The sequence below is a fragment of the Actinoallomurus soli genome (assembly GCF_024055715.1).
In the GTDB taxonomy this organism is placed as follows: Bacteria; Actinomycetota; Actinomycetes; order Streptosporangiales; family Streptosporangiaceae; genus Actinoallomurus; species Actinoallomurus soli.
Map to the genome: position 1 here is coordinate 133,881 of NZ_JAMXMV010000012.1, position 19,799 is coordinate 153,679.

The window sequence follows — 19,799 nt, forward strand, 5'->3', positions numbered from 1 at the left end:
AATCGGACACTAGCGGACCAAGCGCTCATTAGGTAACATAGTTAGCAAATACCGATTTCTGCCACAATTGCCGCATAATCAGCGTGGTTACTCGTCAGTAAGTGGGCAGTTTCACATTCGGCGACCGCGCCTCGTATCTTGCTCGTGACAACTCCCTAATAACGTGGAGCGCCCCGCAGAGGAGAGGCTGGAGTATAGGCGGCCCTCCCAGGCGATGTGCCTTCGATGGAGACTCCGGATGACGCAGACGACGGTGGACGCGCCGGCCAAGGATCGGGCCCGGATCCCGGCGCGCACCCTACGTACGGACCGCTGGTGGAGCTACCCGCTGACCACGTTCATCGTGTTCACGGCCTGGGTTGTCTACGCGACCGTGCGCTCGATGATGGGCAGCAGTTTCTGGGTCGAGAAATATCACTACCTGACGCCGTTCTACTCCCCGTGCGTCAGCAAGGCGTGCCCGGCCGACGCCGCGGACTTCGGCAGGTTCGTACCCGACCACCTGCCGTTCTTCATCCCGTACGCCCTCATCTCACTGCCGTTCCTGCTCGGGTTCCGGCTGACCTGCTATTACTACCGCAAGGCGTACTACCGGTCGTTCTGGCTCACCCCGTCGGCGTGCGCGGTCCCGGACAAGAGCCCGGTTCGCAAGACCCCCGGCGGCTACTCCGGTGAGACGCGGTTCCCGCTGATCCTGCAGAACGTCCACCGCTACTTCTGGGCGATCGCGGCGCTCATCTCCATCGTCAACACCTGGGACGCCATCAACGCCTTCCACGGCAAGGACGGCGGCTTCGGCATCGGGCTCGGCACCATCATCCTGTGGGTCAACGTGATCCTGCTGTGGGGCTACACCCTGTCCTGCCACTCGTGCCGGCACGTCATGGGCGGACGCCTGAAGAACTTCTCCAAGCACCCCGTCCGCTACTGGCTCTGGACGCAGATCAGCAGGCTGAACGCCCGGCACGGGCAGTTCGCGCTGATCACGCTCGGCACGCTCGCGCTGACCGACGCGTACGTCGCGCTCGTCGCGCACGGCTCATTCTCCGACCTGCGGATCTTCAACTAAGGACGACCACAAGTGACTGACATCGAGAGGCTGCAGTACGACGTCGTCGTCATCGGCGCCGGTGGCGCCGGACTGCGCGCCGCGATCGAGGCGCGGCTGCAGGGCAAGAAGACCGCGATCATCTCCAAGTCGCTGTTCGGCAAGGCCCACACGGTCATGGCCGAAGGCGGCGCGGCGGCCGCCATGGGCAACGCCAACCCGAACGACAACTGGCAGGTCCACTTCCGCGACACCATGCGCGGCGGGAAGTTCCTCAACAGCTGGCGGATGGCCGAGCTGCACGCCAAGGAGGCCCCCGACCGCATCTGGGAGCTGGAGGCCTGGGGCGCGCTGTTCGACCGCACCAAGGAAGGCAAGATCAGCCAGCGCAACTTCGGCGGCCACGAGTACCCGCGCCTCGCGCACGTCGGCGACCGCACCGGCCTTGAGCTGATCCGCACCTGCCAGCAGAAGATCGTCGCCCTCCAGCAGGATGACCACGCCGAGTTCGGCGACTACGAGGCCCGGCTGAAGGTCTTCGCCGAGACGACGATCACCCGGCTCCTCAAGGACGAGCAGGGCCGGATCTGCGGCGCCTTCGGCTACATCCGCGAGACCGGGAAGTTCGTCGTCTTCGAGGCGCCCGCCGTCGTGCTCGCCACCGGCGGCATCGGCAAGTCCTTCAAGGTGACCTCCAACTCCTGGGAGTACACCGGGGACGGCCACGCGCTCGCGCTGCTCGCCGGCGCGTCGCTGATCAACATGGAGTTCGTGCAGTTCCACCCGACCGGCATGGTCTGGCCGCCGTCGGTCAAGGGCATCCTCGTCACCGAGTCCGTACGCGGCGACGGCGGCGTGCTGAAGAACTCCGAGGGCAAGCGCTTCATGTTCGACTACATCCCGGACGTCTTCAAGGACAAGTACGCCACGTCCGAGGAGGAGGCCGACGGCTGGTACGACGACCCGGACAACAACCGGCGCCCGCCCGAGCTGCTGCCCCGTGACGAGGTCGCCCGCGCGATCAACTCCGAGGTCAAGGCCGGCCGCGGATCCCCCCACGGCGGCGTCTTCCTCGACATCGCCTCGCGGCTCAAGCCGGAGCAGATCATCAAGCGGCTGCCGTCGATGCACCACCAGTTCAAGGAACTGGCCGACGTCGACATCACCGCCGAGCCGATGGAGGTCGGCCCGACCTGCCACTACGTCATGGGCGGCGTCGAGGTCGACCCTGACACCGGGGCCGCGCTGGTGCCCGGCCTGTTCGCGGCCGGCGAGGTCTCCGGCGGCATGCACGGATCGAACCGCCTCGGCGGCAACTCCCTGTCCGACCTGCTGGTCTTCGGCCGCCGAGCCGGGCTGGGCGCCGCCGAGTACGCCTCCGCGACCACCGTGTCGGTCCCGGAGTCCGAGGTCGAGGCCGCGGTGGCCGAGGCCCTCGAGCCGTACCAGCGCGACACCGGGGAGAACCCCTACGCGGTCCACCAGGAGCTCCAGCAGACGATGAACGACCTCGTCGGCATCATCCGCCGCGAGGACGAGCTGGAGCAGGCCATCGAGGCACTCGGCAAGCTCCGCGACCGCGTGAAGAACGTCGCGGTCGCGCCCTCGGCGGGCGCCACGGTCAAGGAGGGGCAGGGCCCCGCCTACCACCCCGGCTGGCACCTCGCGCTCGACCTGCGCAACATGATGATCGTCTCGGAGTGCGTCGCGCGCGCCGCCCTCGAGCGCCAGGAAAGCCGCGGCGGCCACACACGCGACGACTACCCGAAGATGTCCGCCGACTGGCGCAAGATCAATCTGGTCTGCTCGCTGCGCGACGGCGTCGTGGAGCTCAAGCGCCAGGAGATGGAGCCGATGCGCGGGGACCTCCTCTCGCTCTTCGAACTCGACGAGCTGAAGAAGTACCTGACCGAGGGCGAGCTCCCCGCTGAGGAGAAGAACTGAGATGGGCTACAAGGCGAAGTTCCGGGTCTGGCGCGGCGACGCGGGCGAGGGCGAGCTCAAGGACTACACCGTCGAGGTCAACGAGGGCGAGGTCGTCCTCGACGTCATCCACCGGCTCCAGGCCACCGAGGCGCCCGACCTGGCCGTCCGGTGGAACTGCAAGGCCGGCAAGTGCGGCTCCTGTTCCGCGGAGATCAACGGCAGGCCGCGGCTGATGTGCATGACGCGGATGTCGACGTTCGCCGAGGACGAGACCGTCACGGTCACGCCGATGCGGACGTTCCCCGTCATCCGCGACCTGGTCACCGACGTCTCCTACAACTACGAGAAGGCCCGCGAGATCCCGGCCTTCGACGGCGGCGACGTCAAGCCCGGCGAGTTCCGGATGCAGCAGGTCGACGTCGAGCGCTCGCAGGAGTTCCGCAAGTGCATCGAATGCTTCCTCTGCAACAACACCTGCCACGTCATCCGTGACCACGAGGAGAACAAGGAGCACTTCTCCGGGCCCCGGTTCCTCATGCGGGTGGCGGAGCTGGAGATGCACCCGGCCGACGTCCGCGACCGCCGGCAGATCGCCCAGGAGGACTTCGGGCTGGGCTACTGCAACATCACCAAGTGCTGCACCGAGGTCTGCCCCGAGCACATCAAGATCACCGACAACGCGCTGATCCCGATGAAGGAGCGCGTCGTCGGCCGCCGGTACGACCCGCTGGTCTGGCTCGGCTCCAAGATCGGCGTGGTGAAGCGCGGCAAGGGAACCCCGAAGGCCTGACCCGCCCGTCCGTCCCCGTTGCGCCCCGGCCCACCGGCCGGGGCGCAACCGCGTTCCGGATGCCAGGGACAACGGGATCAGCACGGCCTGGTCATGTGAACCGAGACCTCCGGCGCTCTAGCCTTTGACGCGTGGAAGCCGAGGAGACAGAGATGTCCAACGCCCCCGACGACCCCGGGCACCGCCCCCCGCCCCCGCGCCAGGGCGACGCCCAGCCGTACCAGGACGACGCCCAGCCGTACCAGGGCGACCCTTACCCGTACCAGGGCGACCCTCAGCCGCACCTGGGCGGGCCACCGTACGGCGGCTACGCTCCCCCGTCTCCCAACCAGCCACCGCCTCCGACCGGCCCCTGGCAGGGCACGCCTCCGGGTTACGGCCCTCCCCCACAGGGCCCCCAGGGCCCACCCGCCTACGCACGCCGTCCCGGCGGCAAGGGCTTCCTCGGCACCCTGTTCGACCTCAACTTCGACCACATGGTGACGGCCAAGCTGATCAAGGTGGTCTACGTTCTCGCGATCGTCCTGATCAGCCTGACCTCCTTGTTCATCCTCCTGGTGGGCCTCTGGGCCCTTCAGTTCGGCTGGGGCAGGTATTTCGGAGTATTCATGGTTCCGGCCGCCCCGCTGCTGTGGCTGTTCGAACTCGTCACCGTGCGCATGTCGCTGGAGTTCGTGATCAATCAGTTCAAGATCAGTGAGCATCTCAAGGCCATACGGGAGCAGGGAGAAGCCCGCTGATCGCTGTGGTCGGCGGGCGGGGGGCGTTAGGCTCTCGGAGGCACCTACTGATGGGGCGAAGGACGGGTAGTGGCGGACATCGACGGGCCGTCCGAGACGCGGCGCGAGGAGTACGAGACACGCCGGGACACGGTCCCCTCCCAGCGTGACGCACCGGATGTCACCCGCCGCGACGGCGGCGCGCCCGCGCCCTCCCTCGTCCGGCTGCCCGCCGACCTCGCCGGCCGGTTCACGGTGCTGGGGGACCTCCCCGCGCAGGGTGCCGAGTCCGACCTCCTGCACGTACAGGACACCGCCGGCACAGACCTCGTCGTCAAGATCTTCCGGCGGGGCTTCACCGCGGACCGCTCGGTCTGGCGGAAACTGCCGACGCTGGACTCCCCTCACGTCGTGCGCATCCTCGAGACGGGGCATGCGGAGGGACGCGACTACGAGGTCATGGAGTACGTCCCGGCGGGCAACCTCCGGGCCCTCGGGGCCGGCCTGCCGCCGGCGCTGGTCGCCGAGGTCGTGGCGCAGCTCGCGGGCGGTCTCGAACGGCTGCACGAGGCCGGCATCGTGCACCGTGACCTGAAGCCGGAGAACATCCTGGTCCGGAGCACGGCCCCGCTCCGCCTCGCCATCACGGACTTCGGCCTGAGCCGAGTGATCGAGCAGAGCGTCGTCTTCGCCTCCTCGTCGCGCACTCTGGCGTACGCGGCCCCGGAGTCCCTGTCCGGGCAGGTCTCCCCCGCGCGTGACTGGTGGTCGCTCGGCATCATCGTCCGTGAGCTGCTGACCGGCCGTACCCCGTTCGCGGGCATGAGCGAGACCGCGGTGGTCGACCACCTCGCGACCCGCACGATCGACTGTGACGACATCGCCGACCCCAGGATGCGCCTGCTCTGCCAGGGGCTGCTGACCCGCGATCCCCGCCGGCGGTGGGGCGGCGCGGAGGTCGGGCGGTGGCTCGACGGCGAGAACCCCACGGTCGCGGCGCCGACGCCGCCCGACGCGTCGCCGCTCACCGCCGGTGCCGCCGCCGGCGCGATGGCCTTCGGCGGCCGGACGTACACCGACCGGGGTGAGTTCGCGCGCGCGCTGGTGGCCGACTGGGAGTCCGGCGCCCGCTACTTCTTCGGGACGATGTTCACCCCGGTGGGGCCGAGCGAGGCCTGGCAGGCGCTGCGCGGCTGGCTGAACGGCTTCGACGACGACCCGGAAGGCCGCATCCGCCTCATCGACCAGCACCTGACCGGCGACGGTCCCCCCGACGTCAAGCTGCTGCATCTCCTGCGCTGGCTGGATCCCACCCTCGAGCCCCACTTCCTCGGGCTCCGGCTGCTCCCCGAGGACCTCCCCGTTCTCGCGGCCATCGTCGACGACGGGCGGCATCCGGACCATCGCACCGCCGCACGCGCGGCCCGGGCTCTCTGGGACCACCGGCTGCTGCCCGTCCTGGCGGGCTTCTCCGGGACCGAGGAGCTCATCGCCGTCGATCACCGCTGGCAGGGACTGGTGACGACGTGGAACCGGCAGGCGGAGTGGCTGCGGTCCCAGTTGCCCCGATCGGCGAACCGCATCCCCGCCGCCGGCGCGGCCGGCCTGGACGAGCCTCCCGTCGTACTGACCACGCTCCTCGCGCTGGCCGGCCGTCCCGACCAGGCCCGTGAGTCACTGGCCGCGGCGGCCGGGCGGGCCCGGGACTCGGTCGGGGAACCGGTTCCGTGGTTCTCCTGGCTGTCGGACCAGGCGGGGGACGATCCGCTCCGGCTCCTCGCGGTGATCCGGGCGGCCCCGGACGCCGTGCTGGAGGTCGAGGCCGCCGCTCGCCGCCGACTTGAGTCCGAACAACGCTTCGCCGAGGGGCACAGGCACTGGGAGGAGCGCGAGCGGTACCGGCTGGCCGGGCGCCGGTCGGCGATGGTCCGCGCCGTGCTGTGGACGCTTCCGCTGGCGGTCCTGTGGATCGGCGGCGGTTGGGTGATCCTGGGCATCGTCCGGCTGGCCTCTTCCGAACGCGGAAGTCAGGCGGTCGACACCTCGGGCTTCACCGTGCCGTTCCTTCTGATCGGCGTCGTCGCCTGGCTGGTCGACACCGGGGCCGAGGTCTTCCTGGCCTCCAAGCTCGGCGCCGACTACCTGAACTCCGCGCCGTGGGCGCCGCTGGCGAAGATGTTCGGTTCGACGGGCCGTGCCCTGTCCGGGGCTTCGCAGGCCGTGTCGCGGAGGAGCCGGCGCACCAGCGGCCGAGGCTGCGGAGTCGTGGTCCTCGTCTGCGTCCTGCCGCTCCTCATGCTCCTCATCCTCATCCCCGCCCTGGTCGCCGTCTCGTGGCTGCTCTGGCTGGCGGCGCTGGTCATGGTGCCGCTCGTGCACCTCGTGATGACGGGAGTACGCATGCAGCGGTGGCGACAGGGACATGAGCAGATTCGACGGCAGGCCGTGGGAGGACGACTGTGAGCAGCGGCGTGGAGGCGGACATCGCTCTGGACGCGGCGGTGATCGCGTCTCTGGGACTCGTCCGTGTGATGGGAGGCGCGGCCGGCCTGGCGGCGGCCGGCGCCGGCGCGCTCGCCGCCCTCGCCGAGGGTCGCGCCGAGGCGCAGGCGGAACGCCTCCAGGAGGCGCGGCGGCTGGAGGAGAGCGTCGGTGAGGCGCTGGACCGTACGGCCCGGATCGCGGCGCTCGCGGCGTCGGCACGCGAGCACGGCGTCGCCGTCGAACTGCCGGTCCCCGTCGAGGTCACCGGCCGGTCCGCCGACGAGCTCGCGTCCTGGATCGCCGAGGCGGACGCGCGGCTGACGGTCGCCGAGGAGTCGCTGGCGGCGGCGATCGCCGAAGCGGCCACCGGGCGCGTCTTCGCGACCGCTACGGCGTCCCTCAGGGCGACGCCGGAGAACGGCCGGTCGGCCGCCGCGCCCCGCCCGGCGGCCTCCCCCGACGATCTGACCCGCGTGCTGAAACGCCTGGCGCCGGACGCCGCCGACGCGGACCGGCAGGCCGTCACGGAGGCCGCCGAACAGGTCGTACGGGCGCCGACGATCTCGGAGGCCGAGGGCCGGCTCACGGAGGTCCGCCTCCGCATCCAGCACGCCAACGAACGCGCCCGGGAGCGCCGCGACGGGCGGGCCGCCGCCCTGCGGTTCCTGCGGGAGCTGGAGGGCCTGCCGGCCGCGGAGACCGTACGGCCGCGGCTCGCCGAGGTGGCCGACGGCACCCGGCTCTTCGACGAGGGACTGCGCGCCGAGGCCGCGCGTCTCGTCGAGGACGCGCAGCGGCAGGCCGAGCAACGCTATGTGGCGGAGGTTCTCCGGGAGGCGTTCGGCGCGCTGGGTTACGAGGTCGGCGAGGGCTTCGAGACGCTGACCGCCCAGGACGGGGAGGCGGTGCTGACGCGAGGCGACTGGCCGCAGCACGCGGTCAAGGTTCGCGTCGACGGGACACGGCAGGTACGCCTGGCACTGCTGCGCACCGAACCCGCGGAGAGCGACGAACAGCGCCGTCTCGACCTCGAGCGGGAAGAGCAGTGGTGCGCCTCCTTCGACGCCGCCAGAGAGCGCCTGGCCGAGGCGGGCGTCCACGCGGACGTACGGTGGCGGGTCGAACCGGGCACTCAGCAGTTGCCGGTCACCGGGCGGCAGCGGCCGGGGCGGCAGCAGAACGAACGCCGCCGCGAGCTCGGCAGGTGACGCCGGGTACCGGGCGTCCGCCCGGTACCCGGCTTACGCGGGGTCTCGGAGGGTCTAGGCCTGGCCGCGCTTGGCGCGGGCCCGGGCGCGCTCCCGCTCTTTCGAGTCGAGGATGACCTTGCGCAGCCGGATCGCATTCGGCGTCAGCTCGACGCACTCGTCGTCGGCGACGAACTCCAGTGCGGCCTCCAGGCTCAGCACGCGCGGCGGCGTGAGCCGCTCGAACGTCTCCGCCGTCGAGGACCGGATGTTCGTCTTCTGCTTCTCCTTGGTGATGTTGACGTCCATGTCGTCGGCGCGGGAGTTCTCTCCGACGATCATGCCTTCGTACACCTCGGTGCCGGGCTCGACGAACAGCGAGCCGCGCTCCTGCAGGTTGAACATGGCGTACGCGGTGGCGGCGCCGGCGCGGTCGGAGACGAGCGAGCCGGTCGGCCGGGTGCGCAGCTCGCCGAACCACGGCTCGTAGCCCTCGAAGACCTGGTGGGCGATGCCCGTACCGCGCGTCTCGGTGAGGAACTCGGTGCGGAACCCGATCAGGCCACGGGCCGGGACGATGAACTCGATGCGGATCCAGCCGGTGCCGTGGTTGGTCATCTGCTCCATGCGGCCCTTGCGGACGGCGAGGAGCTGGGTGATCGCGCCGAGGTACTCCTCCGGGGCGTCGACGGTGAGGCGCTCGACGGGCTCGTGCAGCTTCCCGTCGATCTCCCTCGTCACCACGCGGGGCTTGCCGATCGTCAGCTCGTAGCCCTCGCGGCGCATGGTCTCCACCAGGATGGCGAGTGCCAGCTCACCGCGGCCCTGGACCTCCCAGGAGTCCGGGCGCTCGGTCGGCAGCACGCGGATGGAGACGTTGCCGACGAGCTCGCGGTCGAGCCGGTCCTTGACCAGCCGCGCGGTGACCTTGGTGCCCTTCTCGCGGCCCGCCAGCGGCCCGGTGTTGACGCCGAGGGTCATCGAGATGGCGGGCTCGTCCACGGTGATGAACGGGAGCGGCCGCGGGTCCTCCGGGTCGGCGAGCGTGTCGCCGATCATGATGTCCGGGATGCCGGCGATGGCGATGATGTCGCCCGGCCCGGCCTGCTCGGCGGGCTTGCGCTCCAGCGCCTCGGTCATCATCAGCTCGGTGATCTTGACACGATCGATGGTGCCGTCATGCTTGCACCAGGCGACCTGCTGCCCCTTCTTGATCTGCCCGGCGTGCACGCGGCACAGCGCGATACGGCCGAGGTAGGAGCTGGCGTCGAGGTTCGTGACGTGCGCCTGGAGCGGGGTGTTCGGGTCGTACGCCGGCGCGGGGATCGTCTCCCGGATCACCTGGAACAGCGGTTCGAGGTCCTCGGAGTCCGGCAGGCCGCCGTCGTCCGGCTTGGCCAGACTGGCCCGGCCCGCCTTGGCCGAGGCGTACACGATCGGGAAGTCGATCTGGTCCTCGGAGGCGTCGAGGTCCATGAACAGCTCGTACGTCTCGTCGACGACCTCGGCGATCCGCGCGTCCGGCCGGTCGACCTTGTTGACGACGAGGATGACCGGCAGCTTGGCGGCCAGCGCCTTGCGCAGGACGAACCGCGTCTGCGGCAGCGGTCCCTCGGAGGCGTCGACGAGGAGGACGACGCCGTCGACCATCGACAGGCCCCGCTCGACCTCGCCGCCGAAGTCGGCGTGCCCCGGAGTGTCGATGATGTTGATCGTCATGCCACCGTGCCGGACGGCGGTGTTCTTCGCGAGAATGGTGATGCCCTTCTCGCGTTCGAGGTCGTTGGAGTCCATGACCCGCTCGTCGACGTCCTGGTTCTCACGGAACGCGCCGGACTGCCAGAGCATGGCGTCGACGAGCGTGGTCTTGCCGTGGTCGACATGGGCGACGATGGCGACGTTACGGAGATCTTCCCGGGTGGCGATGGGCATGCGTGCGGGTCTCGCTTCGTGGTGTGGGATTCGCCGCGGGATCCACGCGGCGACCACCATTCTACTTGGCCCGCCGAGGACGCCGATCGCGTCGCCGTAAGCCCGGGCCCGCCCGGCCGGGCGAGATCGGCCGTAAGAAGCGGCCGTCGTCGTGGCAACCGGATGCCGGGGTCGGGCGTCGAATCATGGGGCGGGACGTCTCGATCCTGGCCGGAGCATTCAACGAGGCGTCCCGCCCACGATCTTGCGCCTCCGGTGACGGGGTCACATGATGTGCCCTCGACGGCATCGAGGAGCATTCATGAGCCGGTGGGCGCTTCCGGGCTACACGGAGCTGCGTGAGCTCGGTTCAGGTGGTTTCGGACGGGTCGTGCTCGCCCGCGACGACGTGTCCGGCGGCATCGTCGCCATCAAGTACCTGTTCACCCGGCGGCTCGGTGGGGACGCCTTCCTGGCCGCGTTCCGGGACGAGGCCCGCGTCCTGGCGACGCTGGACAGCCCGTACGTCACCCGGCTGTACGGATACGTCGAGGAGGGCGACCACGCGGCGATCGTGATGGAGGCCGTCGACGGCGGGTCGCTTCGTGCCGTGCTCGACGAGCACGGCACGACGGCGCCGGAGGCGGCCCTGGCCGTGCTGAAGGGATCCCTGCTCGGGCTCGCCGCGGCGCACGCCGCCTCGGTCGTCCACCGCGACTACAAGCCCGCGAACGTCCTCGTCCGGCAGGACGGTCAGAGCAAGGTCGCCGACTTCGGCATCGCCGTACGCTCCGGGCGGCCGGGCGCGCCCGCCGGTACGCCGTCGTACATGGCGCCGGAGCAGTGGGAGGGCGGACCGGCCGATCCTGCCACCGACGTCTACGCGGCGACCTGCGTCCTCTTCGAATGCGTCACCGGTCGCCGGCCGTACGAGGGAGACCAGGCGGAGCTTCGCCGGGCGCACGTGACCGCGCCGGTTCCGCTGGACGAGCTCCCCGAGCCGATGCGGCCGCTCGTCGCCCGCGGCATGGCCAAGGATCCGGCCGACCGGCCGCCCGGAGCGTCGGCCTTCGTGGCCGAACTCGAGGAGGCCGCCCGGGCGGCGTACGGCCCGGACTGGGAGCGCAACGGCTGGAAGCGTCTCGCCGAGGCCGTCGCGGGTCTCGCCGCGTTGCTGCCGCTGGCGCTCCTGCTCGGGGCCGCCACGGGCGGCGCCGGCGGGACGGCAACCGGCGCGGGCGGCGCGGGCGCGGGCGGCGCGGGCGCGGGCATCGCCGGCACGGGCGGATCCACCGGTCCCGCGGTGGGCGGAAGACTGCTCGGCAGGACGGGCGTCAAGGTCGGCGCCGGTGTCGGCGGAGCGATCGCCGCCGGCGTCATCGGCACGGTCGCCCTGCTGCCGCACGGCAGGGCCCACGAGCAACGGCCCGCGCCGGTGGCCGCGCGGACGCCGTTCACCATCTCGTACGGCTCGGTGGAGCGGGCCTTCACCCGCCCGGCGCTCACCGTGGAGGGCCGGTACGTCCGCGTCGGCGGGCTGCCGGATCCCACGCTCGAGCAGGCGGTCGACCGGACCCTGCGGCTGCCCCTCGACCAGCAGCTGAAGCGGTACGAGAGTGCCCGCCAGTCGGACGGCGCGACGGCGGGACATCCTCGGGTCACCACCACCATCGAGATCGGACTGGGCGGCCCCCGGCTGCTGTCGGCCCGGTACCGCTTCACCGCCCACGGGGCGCCCCTGACGCCATTCGACTCGGGAGGCTCGCGGGCGGTGACCGTGGACCTGGTCACGGGACGCCGGCTTAGAGCGAGGGACCTCCTGCGCGACGCGGTGTTCACCCGGTCCGGCCTGAAGGACCTCGAACGGCGGATCGGCGCGGCGGCCCCCGGCGGGGCGCTCTGCGGCGGGGAGCCAAAGATCGATTCCATCGCCCTCCGCCCGGAGGCGATCGACACCGATGACAAGGACGAGCGGGCGCTGGACCTGATGCCGACGAAGGACGGGATCGAGTTCGACGTCGTGCCGCCCCTGCTCGGTTATGTCTGGGCGTGCGCCGACGCCGTCGTCACGGTGCCGTACGACCGGATCTCCGACCTCGTACGGCCGGAGATCCTCGCGCTCATCCGGGCGTCCGCCGCGTCGCCCGCGCCCTCGCCGTCATGAGTCCGCGCGCAGGTGACGCTCGATCGTCTCGACCTTGCTCGTCAGCCCGTCCGTGACGCCCTCGCGGATGTCGGCCTTGAGGACCAGGCTGACCCGCGGGCTGTGGGCGGAGACCGCCTCGACGGCGCGCTTCACCACGTCCATGACCTCGTCCCACTCGCCCTCGACGCTCGTGAACATGGCGTCCGTACGGTTGGGCAGGCCGCTCTCCCGCACCACGCGTACCGCCTCGGCGACGGACTCCCCCACGGACTCGCCGACGCCCAGCGGTGTGATCGAGAAAGCGATGATCATGAAGACTCCTTGAGATGCTCGCGTACGGCTTCGACGACGGGGAGGTCCGCCGGCAGCCACGGGACGTCGAACAGCTCCGCCGCGGTCAGCCAGCGCAGTGCGGAGTGTTCCCGGGCCTCCGGTTCGCCGCGGACGATCGCGGCCGTCCAGACCCGCATCACGAGTCCATTGTGCAGCGGGCAGTCCTGCCCGACGCGGGCGCCCACCGTCACGTCGACCCCGAGTTCCTCGCGGCATTCGCGCACGAGTGCGTCCTGCTCGGTCTCCTCGGGTTCGACCTTGCCGCCGGGGAACTCCCACCCGCCGGCGAGTTCCGGCGGGTCGGCGCGCTGCGCCGCCAGGAGCCGTCCCCGGTGGATGATCACCGCTCCCACCACCAGGGACGGTCCCGTTCTCGCTGTTTCCACTCAGAGCCTCTTGGTCGGGCCGTTGTGGCCGTTGTGCGCGGTCGGGCGGGTGAAGCCGACGGCGCCACCGGGATAGGTCTTGTAGTTCTGGAACTTGACGACGTCGCCGGTGTGGGGTGCGACGATCATGATGCCCTTCTCCGGGTTGTAGACCGTGCCGACGTGCCCCGGACCGGTATGTCCCGGCAGGTACTCGAAGAAAACGAGGTCCCCCGGCTGCTCCTGCCCACGGGGTACCGACGCCCCCCACCAGTACTGATCGTCCGAGAGACGGGGAATGGTGACGCCGGCGCTCCGGTACGCGGACATCGTCAGTCCGGAACAGTCGAAGCTGTTCGGCCCGGTCGCGCCATAGACATAGGGCTTGCCCAACTGCGCCTTTTCATAGGCGATGACCTTCGCGGCCACCGCGCTCGGGGCCACCGGGGCGCCGTTCATATCGGCACAGATCGGGCCGCTGGCCTGGACCACGTTGAAGTTCCCCGCAGCGTACTTCTGCGCCCAGGACAGCACGTTGTTCACGTAGGACGTCAGGTGGTTGTACGAGAAGATGGCATCGCGCATCCGCTGCGGCGCGCCGCTGGCCTTCAGGTAGCGTGCGGCGGCGGGAATGGCGTCGGCCGGGTCGTAACGGCTCTTCTTCCCGTCGCCGTCGCCGTCCACCCCGTACGTCGCCCAGGTGCCGGGGATGAACTGCATCGGCCCTCCGGCGTGGGCGTAGTTCTCACCGCTGGTGACGCCGGGGGCCTTGAGCTGACCGTGATGGGTCTCGACGTAGCCGATGCCCGCGAGGACGTTCCACGGGATGCCGTACTGTTGACCGGCCTTCTTGTACAGCGCCAGGTAGTTGGCCGGGATGCCGCTGGCGTCGCCGGACTGCTGGGGCTGTGAGGCCGCCCCGGAGGTGTCCGTGCAGTTCCCGCCGCCGGTCGCGTGCTGGTAGAAGTCGTTGGCACCGAAGAACAGCGGAATGGCCACCAGGCTCATGAAGAACAGCGCCGCGGCGCCTCCGGCGATGATGATCGGCAGCCGGACCGCCCCCCGGTCCGACCGTGTGAAATGAAGAAGAGAGATAACGCGACGGCCGTCGTTCCGTCCCCCCAAGTCGACGCCGAGCCGCAGGTGCCGGCGAAGCTTCATCCCTTTCCTTTCACTTGTCACCAACGTTGGCCTGGTCGAAGGCGTAGACGACCCAGCCTCCACCGGACCTCGTCACCGTGACGGCGTACTGCTCGGGGCTGTCGCCGGGGGCACTCCCTCCCTTGCTGACGTGCCGGGTGCCGGTGACGAGAAAGATGAACTGGTCCTTTTCCATGTCGCGGAGAGAGTCCAGATGCGCGTCGGAGGTCGAGACCTCCTTGTCCTGCCTGCGCTGGTCGAGCAGGCCCGGCGCCGATGAGTCGCGCTGCAGCTGGGCCGCCAGGTCACTGGTCACCAGGCCCTGCATGCGCGCGAGATAGGCGCTCGGCTGCTCGTCGTAGCGGTAGGTGCCGTAGGCGATGACGAAGCGACGGGCGACGTCCGCCGCCGCGCTGAAGTCCTTCTGCGTGAACGGCAGCAGCGAGTAGATGTCGTAGGTGCCCCCGCTCGGCGGCGGACCGGTCAGCCCGGGAGCGGTGAACGAGGGCGCGGACGGCGACGGAGCGGCGACCGGGCCGCTCCGCTGCGCCGAACCCTTGTGCCTGCCGCTCCCGGTGCCGATGGTCAGGAGCACCCCCGCCCCGGCGAGGAGCACCACCAGCGCGGCGAACAGGAACTTGCGCTGGCGATCGGTCAGGTCCATCGGCCCCTCATTGCTCGTCGCTCTCTTCGCGCTTGACCGGGCGCAGCCAGAACGGCATGGCCGGACCGTCCTGGCGTGACTTGTCCGACCACAGCGGCGGCGGCGCCTTGCCCTCCGAGCGGGTCTCCTCGCGCCTTCTGGCCGGGGACGCGGGGTCGGGCCTCGCTCCCGAGGCTCCTCCGCGTGCCGCAGGGCTCTTCTTCGAACCGCCCGCGTCGGGTCGCGGAGTCGTACGGCCACCTGATCCGCCGCCGAACCAGCTCCGGCCGCCGCCGGAGCCACCGCCGCCGGTGGCAGCGCCGCCCTTCTCGCCGCCGCCCGTACGGCCGCGGCCTCCGCTCTCACCGCCACCGGCCGGCCGGCGAGGCGGTGTGCGGGTGCCGGATCCCTGGCCCTCGCTCGTCTTGCCGCCGGCGCCCCAGCTGGGTCCGGTGGGCGCGGAAGGCGGTCGCGCGCCGCCTCCGGCGGCACTCGGCCGGTGTTCCTCACGCGAGGGTGCGTCGAGCGGCGCCCGAGGAGCCGGCGGGCGGGCCGTGCCGCCCGATCCGGACGGACGCGGGCTCCACAGGCCACCGCCGTTCGCCCGCGCGGCCGGCGCCGCGGCCTGCGCGCGAGGCGACAGGTTCAGCGGAGGGGCGCTGCCCCGCGCCGCCCCGGCCGCCTTCGCCGCGAGTTGCGCGGCGCGTCCACGCCGGTCGGAGGCGCCGACCACTTCGCGGCCCGCCGTCTCGAAGTCGGCCGCGTCGTCCCCCCTGAGGGTCGGAGCGCCGGCCAGAGCACCGGAGTCGCGCTTGCCGCCCCAGCGGCCGAGCCGGTAACCCGCGGCACCGGGGATGGCGGCGGTCGCGATCGCGGTCGTCCGCTTCCGCGTCTCCCGGACCGCCATGTCGACCTCCTGCTCGCCCTTGCGGGAGCCGACGGCGGAGTAGCCGACCGCCGCGAACAGGTGCTGGAACGGTTTCCGGTAGACGAAGGCCGCCAGCGTGACGAGGGAGATCAGCAGGATCTGCAGGCCCCACGGCAGGCTCTCGGCCATGACCAGGCCGTAGCACCACAGCAGGAGCGCCAGCACTCCGATCAACGCCGCCTGCTTCAACAGGGTCGACAGAAGCAGCTCGAACCAGCGGACCGCGATGACGCGGCCGATGCCCGGATGGATGCCGATGCCCAGGAAGATCGGCCCCGCGACGAGCAGCAGCAGGAAGGAGATCTTCAGGATGATCAGCATCACCGAGACGATCAGCACGAGCAGGCCCGCGACCAGGGCCGCGAGCAGGGCGCCGAAGCCGACCGCCAGACGCGACTGCCAGTCCTTGCCCTGGAACAGGGAGTACGCGCCGGGATAGTTGTCCTTGATGTTCTTGGTCACGCCCTTGTAGGTGTCGGCCTTCTTCCCGAGATCGACCTTCTGCCCATTCGTGCTCTCGGAGAGATCGACCGCCTGGGAGGCCAGGAGCGTGGCCGCGTTGTCCTGGACGATCTTGGCCTTCGGGTCGTCGGTCCCGAACTCGCCCATCAGCCAGGGTTTGCAGACGAGCGTCACCCAGAGACCGTTGGCGTTACGGGTGACGGCGTCGTTCGTGACCGGCTGCGGCGGCTTCCCCTCCTTCTGCGGGATGCACGTCGTGCTGTCGGCGTCGCTCTGTGGAAGAGCCGCGTTGAAGGCCGCGGTCGCCCCGTTGGAGACCTTCGTGCCCAGCGTCGTGAAGTCGCCGGGTCGGCCGATCAACCAGATCAGCGCGACCATCGCCAGCACCATCCAGATGGTGCCTTCCGCGACCCGGCTGGCCCGCCGGCGGATCAGCCCCCACCAGGCCAGCCACAGGGCGCCGAGGATGACCACCCACGACCAGTACTTGGCGCCGAAGGTGTTCCCCATCCCCCGGATGACGCCGTCGACCGTCTTCTTCAGCCATCCGAGGAGCGACTCGGACGCCGCCGCCTGGTAGATGGTGATCGTCGTCCGGTCGATGGCCTGCGCGAAGACGAAGACGGTGTTCGCGATGTTGTTGCCGATCATCGCGGGCATGTCGGAACAGCCCATGTCCACCGCGTGCCACGACTGACCGCGCGTGCCGTACCGGTCGTAGTACGTGAGCTGATCCGGCGCGTCCTTCGCCGTCTTCTTCAGCTGGTCGCTCGGGTAGTTCGGCGGCTTGACCATGCCGTCGATGCCCGAACCGTACTGCTCCGGAGCCGGATGATCGGCAGGCGCGCAGGCGTCACTGGGGTTGGGACCAATGGGATCAGCACCCGCGATGCCCACCGGGCTGAGGATGAACACCGCCATGAGCATGAGGACGAGGAGCGACCGGCGTTTCCCCCGTGGAGTGCGGTTCGCCGGTTGTCGTCGTCGGCGGTGGCGGACGCCTGACACCCTCATCGGGGGACCTCCTGGGTGACCTCTGTGGCGGGGTCGCGGGGGGCGGTGGAGGGACGGGATGGTCGCTCGTTCCCACTATGCGGGTCCGGCGCCTGGCCCGCACTCATTTCGCCGGGCTTGGAGCGTGTCGGGTTGGTGTCGAGCCAGCGGAGGAGCTCCTCGGAGACGAGGTCCACGCCGATCCGGCCGGCGCGGCCGTCGAGGTCGCGGAAGATGCACTCGCCGTTGCCGAGGTTGCGCAGCACGGCGCGGTGCTCGTCGGAGTTCTCGACCCCGAGGAGGGCCATCACGTTGCCGACCTCGTTGCGCTCGGTCGAACGGAACGAGTAGACGGACGAGAGGCAGTTCGTCACCTGCTCGTTCAGGAGGTCGCCGGCGTTCTGCGAGACGAGGATCAGGGCGGTGTTACGGGAACGGCCCATCCGGGAGACCTCCGGTATGAGCTTGGCGCCCTCGGGGGTCTGCGTGATCGCCCATGCCTCGTCGAGGAAGATCGTCTTCGGCAGATGGCGGTCGAGGCCGTGCATCAGACGGCGGGCGAACTGCGACACGAGGTACATCAGGGCGACCGAGAGCCGCTGCTCGTACGAGTAGTCCTCGCGGTTGATGGCGACGTCCGGCAGGGTCAGGCCGCCGAGCGTGAAGACCGTCGTCCAGCCCGCGGTGTCGATCCGCTCACCGCCGGACGGGTCGAAGCACAGGCGGGCGAGGCGCATCTCCGACATCGAGCGCAGCACCGCGCCGAGGTTCTTCGACGCCGGGTCGTCCGACGCGTCGAGGTAGTCGACGACCTTGCCGAGTGAGGGCTGCGGCTGGTTGGCGACCGCGCCGACCGCCTGGATCATGGCGGACTCGCGCTCCTCGGACATGCGCGGCAGCAGCAGGCGGAGCGTCTCCGTCGCCATGGTCTTCTTGGCCGCGAGGTCGTCGCCGAAGCTGAAGGGGTCGAGGAGGCCGGGTGCGGCGGACCCCAGCGGCAGCACGCGGGCGCGGCGGCCGCGCCGGCGCAGCAGTTCGACGAGGGACTCGGCGTCGCCCTTCGGGTCGATGGCGGCGATCGTGACCCCGCGCAGCGCCATCTGGTACAGCAGCAGCAGCGCCAGGGTCGTCTTGCCACCGCCGGGCTCACCGGTGATCGCGACCGCGGTGGGGCGGTTGCGCGCGGCGGCGACGAGCGGGTCGAAGTGCACGATGGACCGGGCGCGGCCGAGCGTCTCCCCGATGTACGGGCCGACCCAGCCGGAGGAGGTGTCGTCCCGCCGGTCACCGAGGTCGACGGTCGCGGTGGGCATGCCGCCGGCGATCGTCCGCAGCGGCTGCCGCTGGGCGTACGCGTTGACACGGATCCGGTCGCCGGGCAGCGACTCGCAGAACAGCGAGAACTGGTCGCCGGTCGAGCAGACGATGTCGATGCCGAGGTCGCGGTAGTGCTCGACGACCGCGTCGACGCGCTGCTGCAGGAGCTCCTCGGTCGGGGCGGACACGATGAGCCGGTGCCAGCCGTAGACGAAGGGCAGCCGCTCCTTGGTGATGCCGTGCTCCAGCATGCGGGCGGCGTCGATCTGCTCGGCGAGCGCGATGGGCGCCTCGGCGCCCGCCTCACGGATGTGCTGGTCCATGTCGCGGGCGTGGGCGAGCTTACGGGAGACGTCCTTGGACGCCTTGGCCGGCGGAACGAGCTTCATCCGCGCCGACACCTCCACCGGGAAGGGCAGGGCGTCGGCGAAGTGCATCCACGGCTCACCGTCCGGGAACGGCATCAGGTCCGGGAATCGGGCGAACGACAGGTACGCGACGTACGACGAGCCGTCCGGCTGCTCCATCCGGAGGTTGGACCGGCCGTTGACGATCGTGCCCTCGACGAGGCTCTCGATCTCGCCGGCGCCCCAGGTGCGGCGCGGGGTGGCCGAGGGCGGCGGGTCGGTCAGGGCGCCGCTGGCCGCGTGCTGGAACAGCCAGGCGATCTCCGTCGACGACGCGTGCCGGGCGTACAGGGCGCTGCCGCCGAGGGAGCGGCCGAGCCGCTCGGCCTGCTCGGTCCAGCGCGTGATCTCCTTCTCCGGAATCGCCTCGTCGTGCAGCCCGAGGACCTCCTCGCTGCGCTTGTACAGGCCGAACAGCTGCTTGAAGGCGCCCCCGGACAGCTGAGCGCCCACGCCGCGCTGACCGAGGCGCACGCCGAGGTAGACCTCCTTGGTCCAGAAGTCCTTGGACCAGACGTGCGCGTACATCTCCTCGAGGTACTCACGCCAGCCCGGCCCCCCGTCCGAGGTCTCGTCGAGGGCGAGCGCCCACTCCGCAGCCGGATACGTACGGTGGGCGATCCGCAGGTGGATCTCGGCGTCCTGCATGCGGATGCCGGCCATCGCGATGGTGATGTTGGTGGCGAGCGCCTCGCGCTCTTCGTTCGTCGTGAACTCGTACGAGACGGTCGGCAGCCGGAAGTACGCCCACGCCGCGTTGTCGGTGAGGAGGATCCGATCGTCGAAATACCGTACGGCCAGCCGGCTGCGGGCCTTGGACGCCCTGCTCATCGGTTACTCCTCGTTCTTACTGAACACATGATCACGCACTGCCCGGCCAGCGCCCGCCGAAGAGACGGCCGCCGTCCCGGAGCCGCCGTCCGGCGGGCGCGGTACGCCGGGCACGCCGGTGCGGAGAACCACGCCGGACCGATCGGCGCGCCGTTCCAGGCGGGCGCAC

Annotated in this window: 14 protein-coding genes; 7 read left to right on the plus strand and 7 right to left on the minus strand. The window is 70.6% G+C overall.

Annotated features, from left to right (window positions below; genetic code table 11):
* Positions 1-238 precede the first annotated feature (238 nt).
* From NDW01_RS27165 to NDW01_RS27190, 6 genes are all read left to right on the plus strand, one after another.
* Positions 239-1,069 (plus strand): hypothetical protein, encoded by an 831-nt coding sequence (locus NDW01_RS27165; protein ID WP_252825411.1) that lies wholly within the window; start codon positions 239-241, stop codon positions 1,067-1,069.
* Between the two features lie 12 nt (positions 1,070-1,081).
* The gene (locus tag NDW01_RS27170) at positions 1,082-2,992 is read left to right on the plus strand and encodes a fumarate reductase/succinate dehydrogenase flavoprotein subunit (protein ID WP_252825413.1); all 1,911 of its coding nucleotides are present in this window, start codon (positions 1,082-1,084) and stop codon (positions 2,990-2,992) included.
* 1 nt (position 2,993) lies between these two features.
* The gene (locus tag NDW01_RS27175; RefSeq protein WP_252825415.1) at positions 2,994-3,764 is read left to right on the plus strand and encodes a succinate dehydrogenase/fumarate reductase iron-sulfur subunit; all 771 of its coding nucleotides are present in this window, start codon (positions 2,994-2,996) and stop codon (positions 3,762-3,764) included.
* 152 nt (positions 3,765-3,916) lie between these two features.
* The gene (locus NDW01_RS43565; RefSeq protein WP_305883820.1) at positions 3,917-4,504 is read left to right on the plus strand and encodes a DUF4282 domain-containing protein; all 588 of its coding nucleotides are present in this window, start codon (positions 3,917-3,919) and stop codon (positions 4,502-4,504) included.
* A gap of 69 nt (positions 4,505-4,573) precedes the next feature.
* Positions 4,574-6,946 (plus strand): protein kinase domain-containing protein, encoded by a 2,373-nt coding sequence (locus tag NDW01_RS27185; protein ID WP_252825417.1) that lies wholly within the window; start codon positions 4,574-4,576, stop codon positions 6,944-6,946.
* On the plus strand, positions 6,943-8,175 hold the full coding sequence (locus NDW01_RS27190; RefSeq protein WP_252825419.1) for a response regulator receiver protein: 1,233 nt from the start codon (positions 6,943-6,945) through the stop codon (positions 8,173-8,175). Before NDW01_RS27185 ends, NDW01_RS27190 begins: the two co-directional genes overlap by 4 nt.
* 54 nt (positions 8,176-8,229) lie before the next feature.
* On the opposite strand, the gene typA is transcribed toward NDW01_RS27190, so the two are convergent.
* Positions 8,230-10,086: a translational GTPase TypA gene (typA, locus tag NDW01_RS27195; protein WP_252825422.1), complete on the minus strand. Its 1,857-nt coding sequence runs from the start codon at positions 10,084-10,086 to the stop codon at positions 8,230-8,232.
* A gap of 301 nt (positions 10,087-10,387) precedes the next feature.
* On the opposite strand from typA, the gene NDW01_RS27200 reads away from it, so the two are divergent.
* Positions 10,388-12,229, plus strand: coding sequence for a serine/threonine-protein kinase (locus tag NDW01_RS27200; protein WP_252825424.1), 1,842 nt, complete (start codon positions 10,388-10,390; stop codon positions 12,227-12,229).
* On the opposite strand, the gene NDW01_RS27205 is transcribed toward NDW01_RS27200, so the two are convergent.
* Genes NDW01_RS27205 through NDW01_RS27230 form a run of 6 tightly spaced genes read right to left on the minus strand, consistent with a single transcriptional unit; the run spans position 12,224 to position 19,630 of the window.
* Positions 12,224-12,523 carry an MTH1187 family thiamine-binding protein gene (locus NDW01_RS27205; protein WP_252825426.1) on the minus strand — a complete coding sequence of 100 codons (300 nt, stop codon included), beginning with the start codon at positions 12,521-12,523 and terminating at the stop codon, positions 12,224-12,226. The two genes, NDW01_RS27200 and NDW01_RS27205, sit on opposite strands and share 6 nt — an antisense overlap.
* Complete coding sequence (locus NDW01_RS27210) at positions 12,520-12,930, minus strand: (deoxy)nucleoside triphosphate pyrophosphohydrolase (protein ID WP_252825428.1); 411 nt, start codon at positions 12,928-12,930, stop codon at positions 12,520-12,522. The genes NDW01_RS27205 and NDW01_RS27210 overlap by 4 nt, the downstream gene beginning before the upstream one ends.
* Positions 12,931-14,070, minus strand: a complete 1,140-nt coding sequence (locus NDW01_RS27215) for a C40 family peptidase (protein ID WP_252825430.1) — start codon at positions 14,068-14,070, stop codon at positions 12,931-12,933.
* Positions 14,071-14,080: 10 nt separating this feature from the next.
* Positions 14,081-14,713 (minus strand): hypothetical protein, encoded by a 633-nt coding sequence (locus tag NDW01_RS27220; RefSeq protein ID WP_252825432.1) that lies wholly within the window; start codon positions 14,711-14,713, stop codon positions 14,081-14,083.
* 7 nt (positions 14,714-14,720) lie between these two features.
* A complete protein-coding gene (locus NDW01_RS27225) occupies positions 14,721-17,096 on the minus strand; it encodes a type IV secretion system protein (RefSeq protein ID WP_252825434.1) in 2,376 nt (791 codons plus the stop codon).
* On the minus strand, positions 17,093-19,630 hold the full coding sequence (locus NDW01_RS27230; RefSeq protein ID WP_252825437.1) for an ATP-binding protein: 2,538 nt from the start codon (positions 19,628-19,630) through the stop codon (positions 17,093-17,095). The genes NDW01_RS27225 and NDW01_RS27230 overlap by 4 nt, the downstream gene beginning before the upstream one ends.
* Between the last annotated feature and the right edge of the window lie 169 nt (positions 19,631-19,799).

Coding starts and splice junctions, on each gene's coding strand:
- NDW01_RS27200 (WP_252825424.1), top strand. CDS start 10,388: ATGAGCCGGTGGGCGCTTCCGGGCTACACGGAGCTGCGTGAGCTCGGT.
- NDW01_RS43565 (WP_305883820.1), top strand. CDS start 3,917: ATGTCCAACGCCCCCGACGACCCCGGGCACCGCCCCCCGCCCCCGCGC.
- NDW01_RS27220 (WP_252825432.1), bottom strand. CDS start 14,713: ATGGACCTGACCGATCGCCAGCGCAAGTTCCTGTTCGCCGCGCTGGTG.
- NDW01_RS27215 (WP_252825430.1), bottom strand. CDS start 14,070: ATGAAGCTTCGCCGGCACCTGCGGCTCGGCGTCGACTTGGGGGGACGG.
- NDW01_RS27225 (WP_252825434.1), bottom strand. CDS start 17,096: ATGAGGGTGTCAGGCGTCCGCCACCGCCGACGACGACAACCGGCGAAC.
- NDW01_RS27205 (WP_252825426.1), bottom strand. CDS start 12,523: ATGATCATCGCTTTCTCGATCACACCGCTGGGCGTCGGCGAGTCCGTG.
- typA (WP_252825422.1), bottom strand. CDS start 10,086: ATGCCCATCGCCACCCGGGAAGATCTCCGTAACGTCGCCATCGTCGCC.
- NDW01_RS27175 (WP_252825415.1), top strand. CDS start 2,994: ATGGGCTACAAGGCGAAGTTCCGGGTCTGGCGCGGCGACGCGGGCGAG.
- NDW01_RS27230 (WP_252825437.1), bottom strand. CDS start 19,630: ATGAGCAGGGCGTCCAAGGCCCGCAGCCGGCTGGCCGTACGGTATTTC.
- NDW01_RS27165 (WP_252825411.1), top strand. CDS start 239: ATGACGCAGACGACGGTGGACGCGCCGGCCAAGGATCGGGCCCGGATC.